The organism is Streptomyces sp. NBC_01298 (genome assembly GCF_035978755.1).
Lineage (GTDB): Bacteria > Actinomycetota > Actinomycetes > Streptomycetales > Streptomycetaceae > Streptomyces.
In genome coordinates, this window is the sequence record NZ_CP108414.1 from 3,969,336 (window position 1) to 3,983,998 (window position 14,663).

Annotated in this window: 16 protein-coding genes; 6 read left to right on the forward strand and 10 right to left on the reverse strand. The window is 70.8% G+C overall.

What is annotated here, in order from left to right; translation table 11 throughout:
• Positions 1-5: 5 nt before the first annotated feature.
• Positions 6-365: an NADH-quinone oxidoreductase subunit A gene (locus OG730_RS17830; RefSeq protein ID WP_030010013.1), complete on the reverse strand. Its 360-nt coding sequence runs from the start codon at positions 363-365 to the stop codon at positions 6-8.
• A gap of 783 nt (positions 366-1,148) precedes the next feature.
• Here OG730_RS17830 and OG730_RS17835 point away from each other — a divergent pair.
• Positions 1,149-2,027, forward strand: coding sequence for a C40 family peptidase (locus OG730_RS17835; RefSeq protein ID WP_327305160.1), 879 nt, complete (start codon positions 1,149-1,151; stop codon positions 2,025-2,027).
• Between the two features lie 170 nt (positions 2,028-2,197).
• Here the strand turns inward: OG730_RS17835 and OG730_RS17840 are convergent, their stop codons facing one another.
• Positions 2,198-2,611 carry a hypothetical protein gene (locus OG730_RS17840; RefSeq protein ID WP_327305161.1) on the reverse strand — a complete coding sequence of 138 codons (414 nt, stop codon included), beginning with the start codon at positions 2,609-2,611 and terminating at the stop codon, positions 2,198-2,200.
• Positions 2,612-3,025: 414 nt separating this feature from the next.
• On the opposite strand from OG730_RS17840, the gene OG730_RS17845 reads away from it, so the two are divergent.
• Positions 3,026-3,370, forward strand: a complete 345-nt coding sequence (locus tag OG730_RS17845; protein ID WP_327305162.1) for a hypothetical protein — start codon at positions 3,026-3,028, stop codon at positions 3,368-3,370.
• Between the two features lie 13 nt (positions 3,371-3,383).
• Here the strand turns inward: OG730_RS17845 and OG730_RS17850 are convergent, their stop codons facing one another.
• On the reverse strand, positions 3,384-4,424 hold the full coding sequence (locus OG730_RS17850; RefSeq protein ID WP_327305163.1) for a hypothetical protein: 1,041 nt from the start codon (positions 4,422-4,424) through the stop codon (positions 3,384-3,386).
• 188 nt (positions 4,425-4,612) lie between these two features.
• Between OG730_RS17850 and OG730_RS17855 the strand changes: the two genes are divergently transcribed.
• Positions 4,613-4,957 carry a hypothetical protein gene (locus tag OG730_RS17855; RefSeq protein ID WP_327305164.1) on the forward strand — a complete coding sequence of 115 codons (345 nt, stop codon included), beginning with the start codon at positions 4,613-4,615 and terminating at the stop codon, positions 4,955-4,957.
• Here the strand turns inward: OG730_RS17855 and OG730_RS17860 are convergent.
• Positions 4,923-6,206 carry a geranylgeranyl reductase family protein gene (locus tag OG730_RS17860; RefSeq protein WP_243339952.1) on the reverse strand — a complete coding sequence of 428 codons (1,284 nt, stop codon included), beginning with the start codon at positions 6,204-6,206 and terminating at the stop codon, positions 4,923-4,925. The two genes, OG730_RS17855 and OG730_RS17860, sit on opposite strands and share 35 nt — an antisense overlap.
• A 97-nt stretch (positions 6,207-6,303) precedes the next feature.
• On the opposite strand from OG730_RS17860, the gene OG730_RS17865 reads away from it, so the two are divergent.
• The gene (locus OG730_RS17865; RefSeq protein ID WP_327305165.1) at positions 6,304-6,834 is read left to right on the forward strand and encodes a GNAT family N-acetyltransferase; all 531 of its coding nucleotides are present in this window, start codon (positions 6,304-6,306) and stop codon (positions 6,832-6,834) included.
• Between the two features lie 453 nt (positions 6,835-7,287).
• Here OG730_RS17865 and OG730_RS17870 read toward each other — a convergent pair whose 3' ends face one another.
• Both OG730_RS17870 and OG730_RS17875 read right to left on the reverse strand, forming a co-directional pair.
• Entirely contained in the window at positions 7,288-8,199 is a 912-nt protein-coding gene (locus tag OG730_RS17870; protein WP_327305166.1) for a glutaminase, read from the reverse strand.
• Between the two features lie 15 nt (positions 8,200-8,214).
• Complete coding sequence (locus OG730_RS17875; RefSeq protein WP_327305167.1) at positions 8,215-8,910, reverse strand: demethylmenaquinone methyltransferase; 696 nt, start codon at positions 8,908-8,910, stop codon at positions 8,215-8,217.
• A gap of 171 nt (positions 8,911-9,081) precedes the next feature.
• On the opposite strand from OG730_RS17875, the gene OG730_RS17880 reads away from it, so the two are divergent.
• Positions 9,082-9,963 carry a CPBP family intramembrane glutamic endopeptidase gene (locus tag OG730_RS17880; RefSeq protein ID WP_327305168.1) on the forward strand — a complete coding sequence of 294 codons (882 nt, stop codon included), beginning with the start codon at positions 9,082-9,084 and terminating at the stop codon, positions 9,961-9,963.
• Here the strand turns inward: OG730_RS17880 and OG730_RS17885 are convergent.
• The 4 genes from OG730_RS17885 to OG730_RS17900 form a co-directional block, all read right to left on the reverse strand.
• Positions 9,929-10,591 carry an imidazolonepropionase-like domain-containing protein gene (locus OG730_RS17885; protein ID WP_327305169.1) on the reverse strand — a complete coding sequence of 221 codons (663 nt, stop codon included), beginning with the start codon at positions 10,589-10,591 and terminating at the stop codon, positions 9,929-9,931. The two genes, OG730_RS17880 and OG730_RS17885, sit on opposite strands and share 35 nt — an antisense overlap.
• 7 nt (positions 10,592-10,598) lie before the next feature.
• Positions 10,599-11,798: a cyclic dehypoxanthinyl futalosine synthase gene (gene mqnC / locus OG730_RS17890; protein WP_327305170.1), complete on the reverse strand. Its 1,200-nt coding sequence runs from the start codon at positions 11,796-11,798 to the stop codon at positions 10,599-10,601.
• 119 nt (positions 11,799-11,917) lie between these two features.
• Positions 11,918-12,898 (reverse strand): prepilin peptidase, encoded by a 981-nt coding sequence (locus OG730_RS17895; RefSeq protein WP_327305171.1) that lies wholly within the window; start codon positions 12,896-12,898, stop codon positions 11,918-11,920.
• A 341-nt stretch (positions 12,899-13,239) separates the two neighbouring features.
• Positions 13,240-14,103, reverse strand: coding sequence for a menaquinone biosynthetic enzyme MqnA/MqnD family protein (locus OG730_RS17900; RefSeq protein ID WP_327305172.1), 864 nt, complete (start codon positions 14,101-14,103; stop codon positions 13,240-13,242).
• A 237-nt stretch (positions 14,104-14,340) separates the two neighbouring features.
• Between OG730_RS17900 and OG730_RS17905 the strand changes: the two genes are divergently transcribed.
• The gene (locus tag OG730_RS17905) at positions 14,341-14,544 is read left to right on the forward strand and encodes a cold-shock protein (RefSeq protein WP_112451444.1); all 204 of its coding nucleotides are present in this window, start codon (positions 14,341-14,343) and stop codon (positions 14,542-14,544) included.
• Positions 14,545-14,663 lie beyond the last annotated feature (119 nt).

Below are 14,663 nucleotides of genomic sequence, written 5' to 3' on the forward strand. Positions count from 1 at the left end.
GCCCCTCAGTCCCATTCCAGGCCGCCGCGGCGCCATACGTAGGCGTAGGCGACGAAGACGGTGAGCACGAAGAGGAGCATCTCGACGAGCCCGAAGATCCCCAGCGAGTCGAAGGTGACCGCCCAGGGGTAGAGGAAGACAACCTCGATGTCGAAGACGATGAAGAGCATCGCCGTCAGGTAGTACTTGATGGGGAAGCGTCCGCCACCGGCGGGCATGGGAGTGGGCTCGATGCCGCACTCGTACGCTTCAAGTTTTGCCCGGTTGTACCGTTTTGGACCGATCAGCGTGGCCATGACCACGGAGAAGATCGCAAACCCTGCGCCGAGGGCGCCGAGCACGAGGATGGGCGCGTACGCATTCACGCTCCTCGCTCCTTCCAGTCGTCCTTGACCGTTGGACCGCTGCCGGCGCCGCGCGCCCCGCCTCGCATGTGAGGCAGTTCACAAGCCGGACTGGTGCGCATCTTATGCCCGCCCATCTGTGATCTGCGACACGGGTTACAACAACGAGTTTGTGATCTCCACCACCTGACGAACGATCATGAAGCCCAATGAGTGGTGATCTTCATACGTGAAGCTTCCACATGATCACCAAAGGTGACATCCGCACCTGTCGTCGCAGGTGGAAGGCCTGTCGCACTATCAAATCGTGGCCTCTGCACGCAAATTGGCGAGGGGAAGCGCGTGATGATAAAGGGATCGGCGTCCCCCGGTCGGGGGACGCCGCGCGTACGGGAGTGGACGCGTGCATGCGTTCACGAAGTCGGGGCAGAGGTCGGAGTAGAGGTCACCCCGAGACGCCCCGGGATCGATCGCGGCCCGGCTCCGAGCCCTCGGCGCGTTCACGGTTCGATCACAGGAGGGCCACAGCGTCCGCATCGCGTGACACTCCTGTGACCTGTGCCACTCGGAATTCGGGGTACCGAAAGGGGGCTTGGCCATCTGTGCGGGTGGATGGTAGGCCCGGGATCAATTCGGACTTATTACGGATACCCCATGATCACAGCCCTGCGAACGGCTGTCCGATTCGCCCGTTACGGCGTCAATAAGAGGTCCGACGCGCCCGGTTAGCCCGCTTCGCGCACAACTGTGGCGCAGACCACGTTTCTTGAAGGGAACCGGCGTGCCCTGATAGCGGTTGTACCCATGTCCCTCACCGCTCACATACCCAGCCACCGGAAGCCCCGCCGCAGCGCCTCGAAGCTCGCGGTCCGCGCCGGAGTTGCCGGTGGCGTCCTCAGCACCCTGGCCATGGCCGGCACGGCGAGCGCCACCCCCTCCGCCGAGCCCGTGCACGAGACCACCCTCGAAATGCCGGTCCTCGACCTGGACCTGGCCGCCGAGGTGTCCTCGTCCGTCACCAAGGCCGCGGAGAACACCCGCGCCGCCGCCGTCGACGGCGAGCTCAACGCCCTGGAGGAGACCGCCCGCACGGGCGCCGCCGCCGAGGCCAAGCAGCTGAAGGCCGACGCCCAGCAGAAGGCCGACGCCGAGGCCGAGGCGAAGGCCAAGGCCGAGGCGGACCGCAAGGCCGAGGCCGAGCGCGCCAGCCGCAGCACGGAACGCACCTCGATCCAGAGCAACTCCGGGTCCTCCTCGTCCTCCGCCCCGAAGGGGAACTCCTCCGCGGGCTCCTCGCAGGGCAAGGGCACCGTCACGGCCCCCGCGACCGGCTCCGCCGCCGCCATCGTCAACTTCGCCCGCGCGCAGGTCGGCAAGGCCTACGTCATGGGCGGCACCGGCCCGTCCTCGTTCGACTGCTCGGGCCTCGTCCAGGCCGCGTACCGCCAGGCCGGCATCAGCCTGCCGCGCATGTCGCAGGCGCAGTCCTCGGCCGGCACCTCGGTCTCCCTGAGCGCCCTTCAGCCGGGCGACATCCTGTACTGGGGCTCCAAGGGCAGCGCGTACCACGTCGCCGTCTACGTCGGCGGCGGCAAGTTCGTCGGCGCGCAGAACCCCAGCACCGGCATCGTCGAGCGCTCCCTGAGCTACGACAGGCCGACGGGCGCCGTTCGCGTCCTCTGACATCTCCCCGCAGTCCCGGGCCGCTCCCGGTGACGCACGAAAGGCCGGTACTCCCCCGCTCGGGGGTGGAGTACCGGCCTTTCGGCGTCCTGAAGGCTCCCTGGGGGCACCCGGAGGCTCCGGGGGAGGTCCCGGAGCCTCGGAGGGGGTCGAGCGCCGCCTTGGCCCCGTCAGTCGAGGAACGTGGCCGAGGTGATCTTGTTCTTGAAGTTGACGCTGGCGTTGCCCACGTAGCCCGGGGGGAGCGAACCGATGAGACCGGTGAGGTTCACCTCGGTGGCCACCTTCCAGGTGTACGTGTCGCGGTTCCGGTAGGACGCGGTGTCGTCGTTCGTCACCCGGTTCCGGCCCTCGCAGTTCTCCGGCCCGACGAAGAGGTTGTTGTAGAAGTTCCAGTCCGAGGACATCAGGTCGAAGACACAACCGCCTTGGTTGGAGTTGTAGTAAAGCCCGAACTCGCTGGTTTCCAGATAGCCGTTGCGTTCCGTGTTGGCGGCGGCCGGAGCGGCCGAAGCCAGCAGAACGGCGCCGACGGATACCGCGGCGGCGCAGCCCGCGGCTATTTTGTTAAGAGTCTTACTCATGGGTGATTTCTCCATCTTCAGGAAATTGATTCCGGCCGGGATTAAACCTTCCGGAGCACGGCAGGGCAAGGGGCTTCTCGGCTGTTCAGGCCACAACCAGCATGGCGGGTAACGGACTTGTCCGCTTTCCGGGCACCCGATTACGCTCTCCCGCGGCCTTCCGCCCCTTTTCCGCCGCTATCCAGTCGCCATCCGGTCGCCATCCGGCCTCTCCCTCCCGCACCAACGCGCGCCCTTCCACTCCGCCGACCGCAAGGGAAACACCTCGTGCGTGTACGCGAAATATCCTCGGCACTCCTTTTATGCCTCGTACTGACCGGATGCGCGGGCGGGGAAGCCGCGGGAAATTCCGGAACCGGAAAGTCCGGAGTTGCGGCCGGGCCCACCGCCTCACCCTCGATCGCGGCGGCGGACGTGCCGTTCTACACGTGCATGCGGCAGCACGGGATGACCGTCTCCTACGGGACCGACGGGGCTCCGCACTTCGTGGAGAAGGACAGCCCGCGGTACCCCCCGGCGCAGCAGGCCTGCCTGTCGCTGCTCCCGTCCCCCGTCCCCGTACAGGCGAGCCCGCAGGACCTCGCCTCCGCGCGCAAGTCCTCCGCGTGCATGCGGGAGAAGGGCATCTCCTGGTATCCGGACCCGGATCCGGTCACCGGCGAGGTGCAGCAGAAGGACGGCGGCACCTCCGAGCAGTGGCAGGCCCTCAAGCGGGACCACCGCGACGCGTACCGCGACTGCCTGCCCCGGCCCTCCTGACGGGCCCCGCGGCTCAGATGACCCCCGCCGCCAGCTTGTAGCGGGCCTCGCGCTGCTTCTTGTACAGCGCGAGGGTCTCGGCCTGCTCCTCCACCAGCCGCTGCTGGTACGCCTTCTCCACCGCGGCCCAGATGCCCACGAGGTTCACCTCGCGCTTGCAGGCGACGTCGGCCTTGGCCGCGACGACGGCCTTGGGGCCGCCCGGATCGGCTTCCAGGCCGAGCTTCTGGACGACCTCGTAGGGATCCTTCAGGCCCGTGTACCCCGACTTCTCCATGCACGCGGACCAGTTCCTCAGCACCGCGACCACCCGCGAGTCCCCCTTGGAGCGTTCGTGCGCCTCCGAGGCCAGCCCGAACGGGAACAGCAGGTCCACGCTGCCCTTCGTCGGCGCGTACAGCTTGCGGTACGCCTCCCGGATGCACCCGCCGGCCGGCACCTTCTGGCCCGAGACGTCGATGCCGCTGTCCACCTGCGCGGCCTCCTCCTCGGTCGCGGCGTCCGGGGGCTGCTCGGCGCCCTGCCGCCCGCCCGGCCGCTCGCCGTGCATGACCAGGGTGGCGCTCTCGCTCAGCGGTGCCGCCGGTCGCTTGACCGGCTGCCCCTTGCCCGCGGTCGTGTCGTAGCCGTGGGCCGCCGCGAACTCCGCGTCGGCCACCCCGAAGAGCGCCCGGTGCCGCCCCTCGGGCCCCTGGGCGCCGGCCGCGCCGGAGGGCCTGACCTCCTCGTACGGGAACCCGTACCGGGCCATGCACCGGGAGAGCAGCCGCTGCTGCACCTGTCCCATGCGGGCCGTCTCGGCGTCGGTGTCCGTGTACGCGTCCAGGGGCAGCGAGATCGAGGCGGTGGGCGGGGCGAGCGCCACCTCTCCGAGCTTCGGCTCCCCCTGCGCGCTGCCGCCGCCGCTGCCGCCGCCGTCGGAATCCGAACAGCCGGCCAGGACCAGCGCCAGCAGGACGGCGGCCGGGAGGGCGGGGCGAAGGGCGGCACGGAGGGCGGGGCGGGGCGCGGCGCGGCCGAGCGGACGCGGGCGTATGCCGGAAGACCTGTTCATTCTCGGGAATTGAACAGCCCGGCCGGTACCGGGACAAGGCCTTCTCACCTGCTGGTCAGCCAAACTTCTTGCCTGGAAACCGACTTGCCGCCCCGTCCCGCCCGGCGGACATCCGGTGCCGAACGGGCCGGGCCCTGCGAAGATGGCCGGGGCGAGCACGCCCGAGTCGCCCCAGGAAGCGGTGATCCGTGACGACCAGCCCATCCGGCGAAGCCCCGTGTTCCGGTCCGGGCACCGCCCCGGCCGCCGCCGGGCTCGGCATGCTGTCCCTCGGCGGCTGGCTGCTGACCACCACCCGCCCCTGGCAGAAGCCCGGCTCCCCGCTCGCGCTCAGCCTGGAGTGGACGGCGTCGGGGACCCTGATGCTCTGCGGCCTGGTCCTGCTGGCCCGCTGCGTCCGCCAGGTCCACGGCGCGCCCGAGCCCGAGCGGGAGGCCCCGGACGGAGCCCCGGACGGGATCGCGTACGGGGCCCCGCGGGTCGGGATCAGGGGCAGGATCAGGCCTTGGGAGCGACCTTCGAAAGGCCGTTGATGACGCGGTCCATCGCGTCGCCGCCCGTCGGGTCGGTCAGGTTGGCCAGCATCTTCAGGGTGAACTTCATCAGCACCGGGTGGCTCAGTCCGCGCTGGGCGGCGATCTTCATGATCTTCGGGTTGCCGATGAGCTTCACGAAGGCGCGGCCCAGGGTGTAGTAGCCGCCGTAGGTCTCCTTCAGGACCTTCGGGTAGCTGTGCAGGGTGAGTTCGCGCAGGGCCGGGGTGGCGCGGGAGTGGGCCTGGACGATGACGTCGGCGGCGATCTGGCCCGACTCCATCGCGTAGGCGATGCCCTCGCCGTTGAACGGGTTGACGAGCCCGCCCGCGTCACCGACGAGCAGCAGCCCCTTGGTGTAGTGCGGCTGGCGGTTGAAGGCCATCGGCAGCGCCGCGCCCCGGATGGGCTGGGTCATGTTCTCGGGGGTGTAGCCCCAGTCCTCCGGCATCGAGGCGCACCAGGCCTTGAGGACCTCGCGCCAGTCCAGCTCCTTGAAGGCGGAGGAGGAGTTGAGGATGCCGAGGCCGACGTTGGAGGTGCCGTCGCCCATGCCGAAGATCCAGCCGTAGCCGGGCAGCAGCCGGTCCTCGGCACCGCGCCGGTCCCAGAGCTCCAGCCAGGACTCCAGGTAGTCGTCGTCGTGGCGCGGCGAGGTGAAGTACGTCCGCACGGCCACGCCCATCGGACGGTCCTCGCGCCGGTGCAGGCCCATCGCCAGGGAGAGCCGGGAGGAGTTGCCGTCGGCCGCGACCACCAGCGGGGCGCTGAAGGTGACCGGGGTCTTCTCCTCGCCGAGCTTCGCCGTCACGCCGGTGATGTGGCCGGTACGGGGATCGCGTACGGGCTCGCCCACGTTGCAGCGCTCGTACAGCCGGGCACCGGCCTTCTGCGCCTGGCGGGCCAGGGTCTCGTCGAAGTCGTCGCGCTTGCGGACGAGTCCGTAGTCGGGGAAGGAGGCCAGCTCCGGCCAGTCCAGCTGGAGCCGCTGGCCGCCGCCGATGATGCGCAGGCCCTTGTTGCGCAGCCAGCCGGCCTCTTCGGAAATGTCGATGCCCATCGACACGAGCTGCTTCGTGGCGCGCGGCGTCAGGCCGTCGCCGCAGACCTTCTCGCGCGGGAACGCGGTCTTCTCCAGCAGCAGGACGTCAAGTCCGGCCTTGGCCAGGTAATAAGCAGTGGTCGAGCCGGCGGGACCGGCCCCGACGACGATCACGTCCGCGGAGTGCTCGGAGAGGGGCTCGGTCACGGCGGGTCTCCCGAAGGCTCGATAAAGGGTGCCCATTGGCACAAGACCTGTGCAGTCTATGCAGCGAGAGAGATCGCGATCCGAAGGGCTGCCCCCTGTGACCACCTCGCCGACCCGGCCGCTCCCCGTCGTCCAGCTCCGTGTGCCCACGGACGAGGACGCGCACGCCTGGCACCGGGTCTTCCACGACCCCGACGTCATGGAGTTCCTCGGCGGCCCCGCCGAGCTCTCCTTCTACGAGGAGATCACCGCCCGGCAGCGGATGCACGACGCCCGGCTCGGCTTCTGCCTGTGGACCCTGCTGGACGGGGACGGTGAGGTCATCGGCTTCACCGGCGCGCAGCCGTGGCCGGAGTCGAAGGCGTGGGGGCCGGTGGGCGAGATCGAGATCGGGTGGCGGCTCGGTCGCTCCGCGTGGGGGCGGGGCTATGCCTACGCGGCCGCGCTGGCGACGCTCGATCGGGTGCGGGGGGCCGGGGTTTCGGATGTGGTGGCGATGATCGACGATGCGAATGTCCGCTCGATCGCGGTGGCGGAGCGCCTGGGCATGACCCTGGCGGCCCGCCACCCCATCCCGGGCGGCCCCCGCACCGCCCGCCGCTACGAGCTGACCCTCCCCCCGTCCTGACCCCCGCTGCGACCCTTTGCCGCTGCGCGGGGCGAAGTCCCCTACCCGCCCTTCGCCCGTTCCCCGGGCGCTGCCCGGACCCCGGTCCTCAAACGCCGGACGGGCTGAAGAGCAGGGGTACCGGGCTGCGCCCGGACCCCCTGGGGCTCCGCCCCGGACCCCCGCTCCTCAAACGCCGGCGAGGCTGGGTATATCCAGCCCCTCCGGCGTTTGAGGAGCGGGGGTCCGGGGGCTGGCCCCCGGAACGGGTCCGGGCAGCGCCCGGGGAACGGGCGAAGGGCGGGTAGGGGACCCAGCCCCGCAGGGCCGACCCAGCCGCACCCGCCCACCGGCCCCAAGCCGGGACGACAGTGGCGCCAGCCCCGCCCGGCCACCGCCGGACGGAGTCCGGCGCAGCGGCGCGAAGCCGGGGAGGCCCGCCAGGGCCGAGCCGTGCGAGGGGCGCGTCAAAAGCTAGAAAACGCTCAGGCCCGTCAGGGTCGTGAAGCGGTCCAGGGCGGCGACCGCGGCGACGGAGTTGCCCTGGGCGTCCAGGCCGGGGCTCCACGCGGCCAGCGTGCACGCGCCGGGGACCACTGCCACGATGCCGCCGCCCACGCCGCTCTTGCCCGGCAGGCCGACCCGGTAGGCGAACTCCCCCGCCGCGTCGTACGTCCCGCAGGTCAGCATCACCGCGTTGACCTGCTTGGCCTCGCTGCGCGTGAGGAGGCGGGAGCCGTCCGCGCGCAGGCCGTGCCGGGCCAGGAAGCGGCCGGCCCGGGCCAGGTCGGCGCAGCTCATCTCGATGGAGCACTGCCAGAAGTAGTGCTCCAGCAGCATCGGCACCGGGTTGTCGATGTTCCCGTAGGCGGCCATGAAGTGGGCCAGGGCCGCGTTGCGGTCTCCGTGTTCCTGTTCGGAGGCGGCGACCTCCGCGTCGAAGCCGACCTCCGGGTTCTGGCTCTCCTCCCGGAGGAAGCGCAGCAGTTCGCTGCTCGCGTCGCCCGTCAGCGTCTGGAGCCGGTCGGTGACGACGAGCGCGCCCGCGTTGATGAAGGGGTTGCGCGGGATGCCGTTCTCGTACTCCAGCTGCACGAGGGAGTTGAAGGGGTTGCCGGAGGGTTCCCGGCCGACCCGCTCCCACAGGCTGACGCCGCCCTCGGCGAGCGCGAGGGCCAGCGCGAAGACCTTGGTGATGGACTGCGTGGAGAAGGGGGTCTGCCAGTCCCCCACCCCGTACACGTTGCCGTCGAGGTCGGCGACGGCCATCCCGAACTGCCGGGGGTCCACGGACGCCAGCGCCGGGATGTACTCGGCGGTGGTGCCGCTGCCGATCAGCGGGGCGATGTCGGTGGCGACCTGCTCCAGCAGGGCCTGGTAGTCCATCTCCGCGGTCCCGTACTACGCGTGCTTGGTGCCGCGGTGCAGGGCCACGATGCCGCCGCTGAGGTTGCGCCAGGCCACCTTGGACCAGCCGGCCTTCTGCAGCAGTCCGGCCAGCGCCGGCTGGTCGGGCCAGGCGCGGATGGAGTCGGCGAGGTAGACGTAGGCGTCGGGGTTGGAGGAGACCGCGCGGGCCACGGGCGGCATCGCGCGCATCAGGTACTCGGTGTACACGGTCCGGAAGGGGGCCCAGGTGGGCTGCGAGAACTCGCAGATCACGACCTGGCCGCCGGGCTTCGTGACCCGGTGCAGCTCGCGCAGGGCGGCGTCGGTGTCCTGGACGTTGCGCAGGCCGAAGGAGATGGTGACGGTGTCGAAGGCGTCGTCCTTGAAGGGGAGCTTCGTCGCGTCGCCGGCGGTCAGCGGGAGCCAGGGGTTGCGCTTCTTGCCCTCGCGGAGCATGCCGAGGGAGAAGTCGCAGGGCACGACGTACGCGCCGGCCGCCGCGAAGGGCAGCGAGGAGGTGGCCGTGCCGGCGGCCAGGTCGAGGACCAGCTGCCCGGGGCGCGCGCCGACCGCCTTGGCGACCTCCTTGCGCCACAGGCGGGCCTGCCCGAGGGAGAGGACGTCGTTGGTGAGGTCGTAGTTCGCCGCCACGCCGTCGAACATGGAGGCGACTTCGTGCGGCTGCTTGTCCAGGGAAGCGGTGGTCACTGGCGTGGGCCCCTCGGGTGTGGTGCGAGTGGTTCGGCAGGTCCTGTGGACCCCACGTCATTCTCGCAGGCCCCCGTCCCCGGCACCCGGCCGCCCGTATTGGCCCATCAGGGGAGGTTGCGTGGCTTATTGTGCGATAGGCATAAAAGTTTAGAGATAAGTGGGTACGTCATGGTTGAGCCGACGGACGACGGTCCGGTCACGTCCCGAATACCCTTCTTCGACCGGCCGACCCTGGGCAAGACCGTCCTGGTGATCGTCGGGTACCTGGCGTACTACCTGCTGGTCGGGCGTGCCATCGACGCCGTTTTCGGCGACGAGATCGACAAGGACGACGTGCTGGCGACGGGTGCCGGCGTCTTCTTCGCCTTCGTCCTGCCGATCGCGATCGGCGCCGTGACGCTCCTCGGCTTCGCGGCCGCCATCGGCCGGCTCCGCTCGATCTTCGCCAGGCGGACGCCCGCGGGCCGGCCCTGGATGTGGATCGGGCCCGCGCTCGCGCTCACCGCCGTCGTCGGCCATGTCGCGGCCACCGACTGGAACAGCTGGCGGCCGGAGCAGCTCCTCCTCATCGCCCTTCTCGGCATCTGCGTGGGACTCGCCGAGGAGCTCGCGACGCGCGGCCTCGCGGTCGATCTGCTCCGCGGCGCCGGGCATTGCGAGCGGTTCGTGATGGTGGTCTCGTCGCTGCTGTTCGCCCTCATGCACGTGAGCAACCTGCTGTCCGGGATGAAGCCGGGCACGGTGCTCCTCACCGTCGTCTACACCTTCGGCTTCGGCGTGTGCATGTACCTCGTCATGCGTCTCACCGGCACCATCTGGTCCGCGATCGCCCTCCACGCCGTCACGGACCCGACGACCATGTTCGCCAGCGGTGGCGTCGACGAAGCCGTCGCGCACCACGCCGGCGGCTGGTCCGTCCTCGCCTCGACGGCCACCGTCCTCATGGTCGTCTTCGCGTTCGTGGCCGTCTTCCTGGTCCGCGAGGACCGCCGCGGGACGGCGGACCCCGCCGCGCTCAGCGGCGGCGGTGGAGCAGCCTGCCGCCGATGACCGTGGCCACGCAGGTCGTCGGGCCCTCCACCAGCAGCTCCGTCGGCCCGGGTACCGCGAAGACCGCGAACCGGGCCGGGGCGCCCGGCTCCAGGACCCCGTGGAAGGCCTCCTCGGCGGTGGTCCGGCCGGCGAGCGGGTCCAGGGAGGCGGGGCCCTCGTAGGGGGCGGGCGGGACGACGGTGAGTCCGGAGCGGACCACGGCCGTCCGGACGGCCGGGCTGGTGAACCGGCCGGCCACCGCGACCACTCCGCGGGCGAGCAGCTTCTGGGTGCCGCGCCGCGCGCTGTTGCCCCAGCGCGGCTCGGTCATCTTCAGGTCCGCCAACGCCTCGGCGCCGCTGATCGGTTCGGCCCCGAGCTCGGTGATCTCGTAGGGGTCGTCCGGGTAGTACGTGCGCTCCAGCAGCTCGTCGCCGCCGCGCACCAGCAGCCCCGGGGTCAGTACCCCGGGCCAGCTGCGGGCGCGCGCGTGCGGGTGGGCCGCGGCGAGCTCCTCGTACGGGCCCACCCGGGCGATGCGGTCGCCCTCGACCAGGACCGCGCCGCCGGGCAGCGGCGCGGGCCCCTGACCGGGTCCGTTGGCGGCCCCGGTCACGAGGAGTTCGGCGGTGTGGATCGTCAGCACGGGCGCGTCAGTTCGTGGAGATGAGCTTCAGCTCGGGGTGGGCGGTGCCGCCCTCGATGGCGGTGGAGGAGATGTGCGAGACGACGCGGTCGTCGACCGGGTCGTTGGCCGGGTCGTCGTGCACGAGGAGGTGCTCGTACGTCGTGGCGCGCTGCGCCGGGGTGCGGCCCGCCTTGCGGATCAGGTCGATGATCTCCATGCGGTTGGAGCGGTGCTTGGCACCGGCCGAGGAGACGACGTTCTCCTCCAGCATGATCGAACCGAGGTCGTCGGCGCCGTAGTGCAGGGAGAGCTGGCCCGCCTCCTTGCCGACGGTGAGCCAGGAGCCCTGGATGTGGGCGATGTTGTCGAGGAAGAGCCGCGCGATGGCGATCATGCGCAGGTACTCGAAGACGGTCGCCTGGGTCCGGCCCTTGAGGTGGTTGTTCTCGGGCTGGTAGGTGTACGGGATGAAGGCGCGGAAGCCGCCCGTACGGTCCTGCGTGTCGCGGATCATCGCGATGTGCTCGATGCGTTCGGCGTTGGTCTCGCCGGTGCCCATCAGCATGGTGGAGGTGGACTCCACGCCCAGCGTGTGGGCGATCTCCATGATCTCCAGCCAGCGCTCGCCGGACTCCTTGAGCGGGGCGATCGCCTTGCGCGGGCGCTCCGGGAGCAGCTCGGCGCCGGCGCCCGCGAAGGAGTCGAGACCGGCGGCGTGGATGCGCCGGATCGCTTCCTCGGCCGACACCTTGGAGATCCGGGCCATGTGCTCGACCTCGGACGCGCCGAGGGAGTGGATGACCAGCTGCGGGTAGGCCTGCTTGATGGCGGAGAAGTGGTGCTCGTAGTACTCGACGCCGTAGTCCGGGTGGTGGCCGCCCTGGAACATGATCTGCGTGCCGCCCAGCTCGACGGTCTCCGCGCAGCGGCGCAGGATGTCTTCGAGGTCGCGGGACCAGCCCTTCTTCGTGTCCTTGGGGGCCGCGTAGAAGGCGCAGAACTTGCATGCGGTGACGCACACGTTGGTGTAGTTGATGTTGCGCTCGATGATGTACGTCGCGATGTGCTCGGTACCGGCGTAGCGCAGCCGGCGGGCCGCGTCGGCGGCCTGGCCCAGCGCGTGCAGGGGCGCGTGGCGGTAGAGGTCGAGCGCCTCTTCCTGGGTGATCCGGCCCCCAGTGGCGGCTCGGTCGAGGACTGACGGGAGAGCGGCCTGGTCGGTCACCGGTGCGTCACCTTTCGGCTGTGTCGTTCGGCTGGCGCCCGGCTGCGGTCAAGATTCCCCGGACCGATCCAGCCTACGCCAGCCCGTCCGGCTCCCGGGCTGGCCCCCTGCGGGATGCCTCACGGCCCCGGTCCCGCGCCCAGGACCGGACCGGACCCCAGGTCGAGTCCCATGCCCAGGCCCAGGCCCGCGTAGATCACGCCCGCGAGGGCGCCGCCCGCCATGAACGGGCCGAAGGCCATCGACGTCCCGCGCTCCACCCGGCGCAGCGCGACCTGGGCGTACCCGTGCACGGCCGCCGCGACGAAGGCGGCGAGGGTGCCCGCGAACAGCACGAACCACCCGTACCAGCCCAGGACCTGCCCCACGGTCAGAGCCAGGGTGACGTCGCCGAAGCCCATGCCGGGCGGGTAGACCAGGTGCAGGACGAGGTACACGGACCCGAGGGTGAGCCCCCCGAGCAGCGCGCGGGTCCAGGATCCGCCGGTACCGGTGAACAGGGCGGCCACGCCGAGGGCGACGGCCGCGGTGGCGGCGAGCGGCAGGGTCAGTACGTCGGGCAGCCGGTGCACGGCCTGGTCGACGAAGCAGAGCAGGACGGTGAACGGCGCCAGCAGCAGCCAGGCCACCAGCTCGGGCCGCGCCCCGACCCCGGTCCCGAGCGCGAGACACACCAGGACGGTCGCAAGGGCGGCCCCTCCGACGGGCGCGTAGCCACCCCGCCCCCGTGCCCGGTACCGCTGCCGGCGGCCAGGCCCGCCGTCAGGGGCCGGGGCCGGAGCCGGGGTCGGAGCCGTGGCCGGGTCCGGAGCCCGGGCGGCGTCCCGAGCCGGGGCCGCGTCCGAAGCCGGGTCCGGAGCCGGAGCCGGGTCCGGAGCCACGTCCGGAGCCAGGGCAACGTCCGGAGCCGGGGCGCATCGGGGGCAGAGGGGTAAGCCCAGCCAGCCTCCCGCCGGGCCGGTCAGGGGGTGGCCGGCCGGGCAGGACGAGCGCCAGGGCAGGCCCACCTCGACGGAGAGCCGGTAGGCGGCCCGGGGCAGGAGGAGTCCCGCCGCCGCGCCCCACAGCGTGACCCCGGCCACGAACAGCGTGATGCCCATCTCAGCCCGCCCCCGCGGCTCCGCGGCCCGGTGCGGCCGCCCGTTCCCGGAACCTCATCACATGCCCCCGCCCCACACCCCGTGACTTGGCGACGCACGCTAGCAGCGCCACCGGGCGCCCTCAAGAACCGGCGGAGCCCGCCGCACCTCAGGCGGCAGCGGCGGCGGCGCTCGGTTCGAACCCGGCCAGCGTCTGTTCCAGGGCCCGCACGCCCGGCCCCGCTGCGAGCCGGGAGGTGAAAGGAGAACGCATTCGCGGTAAACGGCAGGCGGGCGGGGCGGGCATTCGCCTTTCCGCTCCATTCCGCTCTGCGGAAAGGCGAATACCCTCATAAGCCGCGCTAATGACCCGGCACGGCCACCGGCAGGAGCTCCACGTTCACATCGGGCGCATAGCCCGTCGTGAGTCCCGTCCGCCGCGCGAATTCACGTACGCCGGCCAGTTGGTCGGCGCCGAAGCGGAAGTCGAGCGTCGTGAAGTAGCGCTCCAGGAGTTCCGCGTCGAAGGCCTCCCAGCGGGCCGCCTGCTCCGCGACCTTGCCGACCTCTTCCAGGGACACGTCCCGGGAGGCGAGGAAGGCCTCGTGGACCTTGCGCACGACCTCCGGCTCCCGCTCCAGGTAGTCCTTGCGGGCGGCCCAGACGGCGAAGACGAACGGCAGCCCCGTCCACTCCTTCCACATCGCCCCCAGGTCGTGGACGGCGAGCCCGAGCCGGGGCGCGTCGTGCAGCGAGGCCCGCAGGGCGGCGTCGCCGATCAGCACCGCGGCGTCCGCCTCCTGCATCATCACGCCCAGGTCGGGCGGGCAGGTGTAGTAGTCGGGCCGCACCTCGTACTTCTCCGCGAGCAGCAGCTGCGCCAGGCGCACGGACGTTCGTGAGGTGGATCCCAGAGCGACGCGGGCGCCGTCCAGCTGGTCCAGGGGGACCTGCGAGACGATCACGCAGGACATGACGGGACCGTCGCAGCCGACCGCGAGGTCGGGGAAGGCGACGAGGTCGTCCGCGTTGCGGAGGAACTCCACGAGGGTGATGGGACCGATGTCCAAGCCGCCCTGGACGAGGCTCGCGCTGAGCTTCTCCGGGGTGTCCTTGGTCAGCTCCAGGTCCAGCAGCGTGCCGGTTCTGGCCAGCCCCCAGTAGAGGGGCAGGCAGTTCAGGAACTGAATGTGGCCGACACGGGGCCGGCTGCGATAGACGTCCACATCGCGAGACTAGCCCCCGCGTCTCCGTCAGCCGTCTGGCGGGTCTCAAACGTCCGAGTGACGTGATCTTTCCCTCTGGTCTCGGCCGGGAGGTGCGTGCTAGGCTCGACGCAAGTTGCAGTTTGGTTTCCCTTGCAGTACGAGGCCTGCGGAGAATGTGACCCGCAGGCTTTTGTAGTTTTCAGACTTCTTAGCAGGTTCTGGAGCAGGGCGACCCTTTGGCCCATAGGAGGGCTCATGGCTACCGGAACCGTCAAGTGGTTCAACGCTGAAAAGGGCTTCGGCTTCATCGCCCAGGACGGCGGCGGCCCGGATGTCTTCGTCCACTACTCCGCGATCAACGCCGCCGGCTTCCGCTCCCTTGAGGAGAACCAGCTGGTGAACTTCGACGTCACCCAGGGTCCGAAGGGCCCGCAGGCGGAGAACGTCACCCCGGCCTAGTCGCCTGGGCCAACCAATCGCGGTTGGATATGCAGTACCCAAGGAGCCCTGTCTTCTCTGTGCGAGCAGAGTCGACGGGGCTCCTGCCTTTTGCCCGCCGCCCCGCCCCGCCCCGCCCC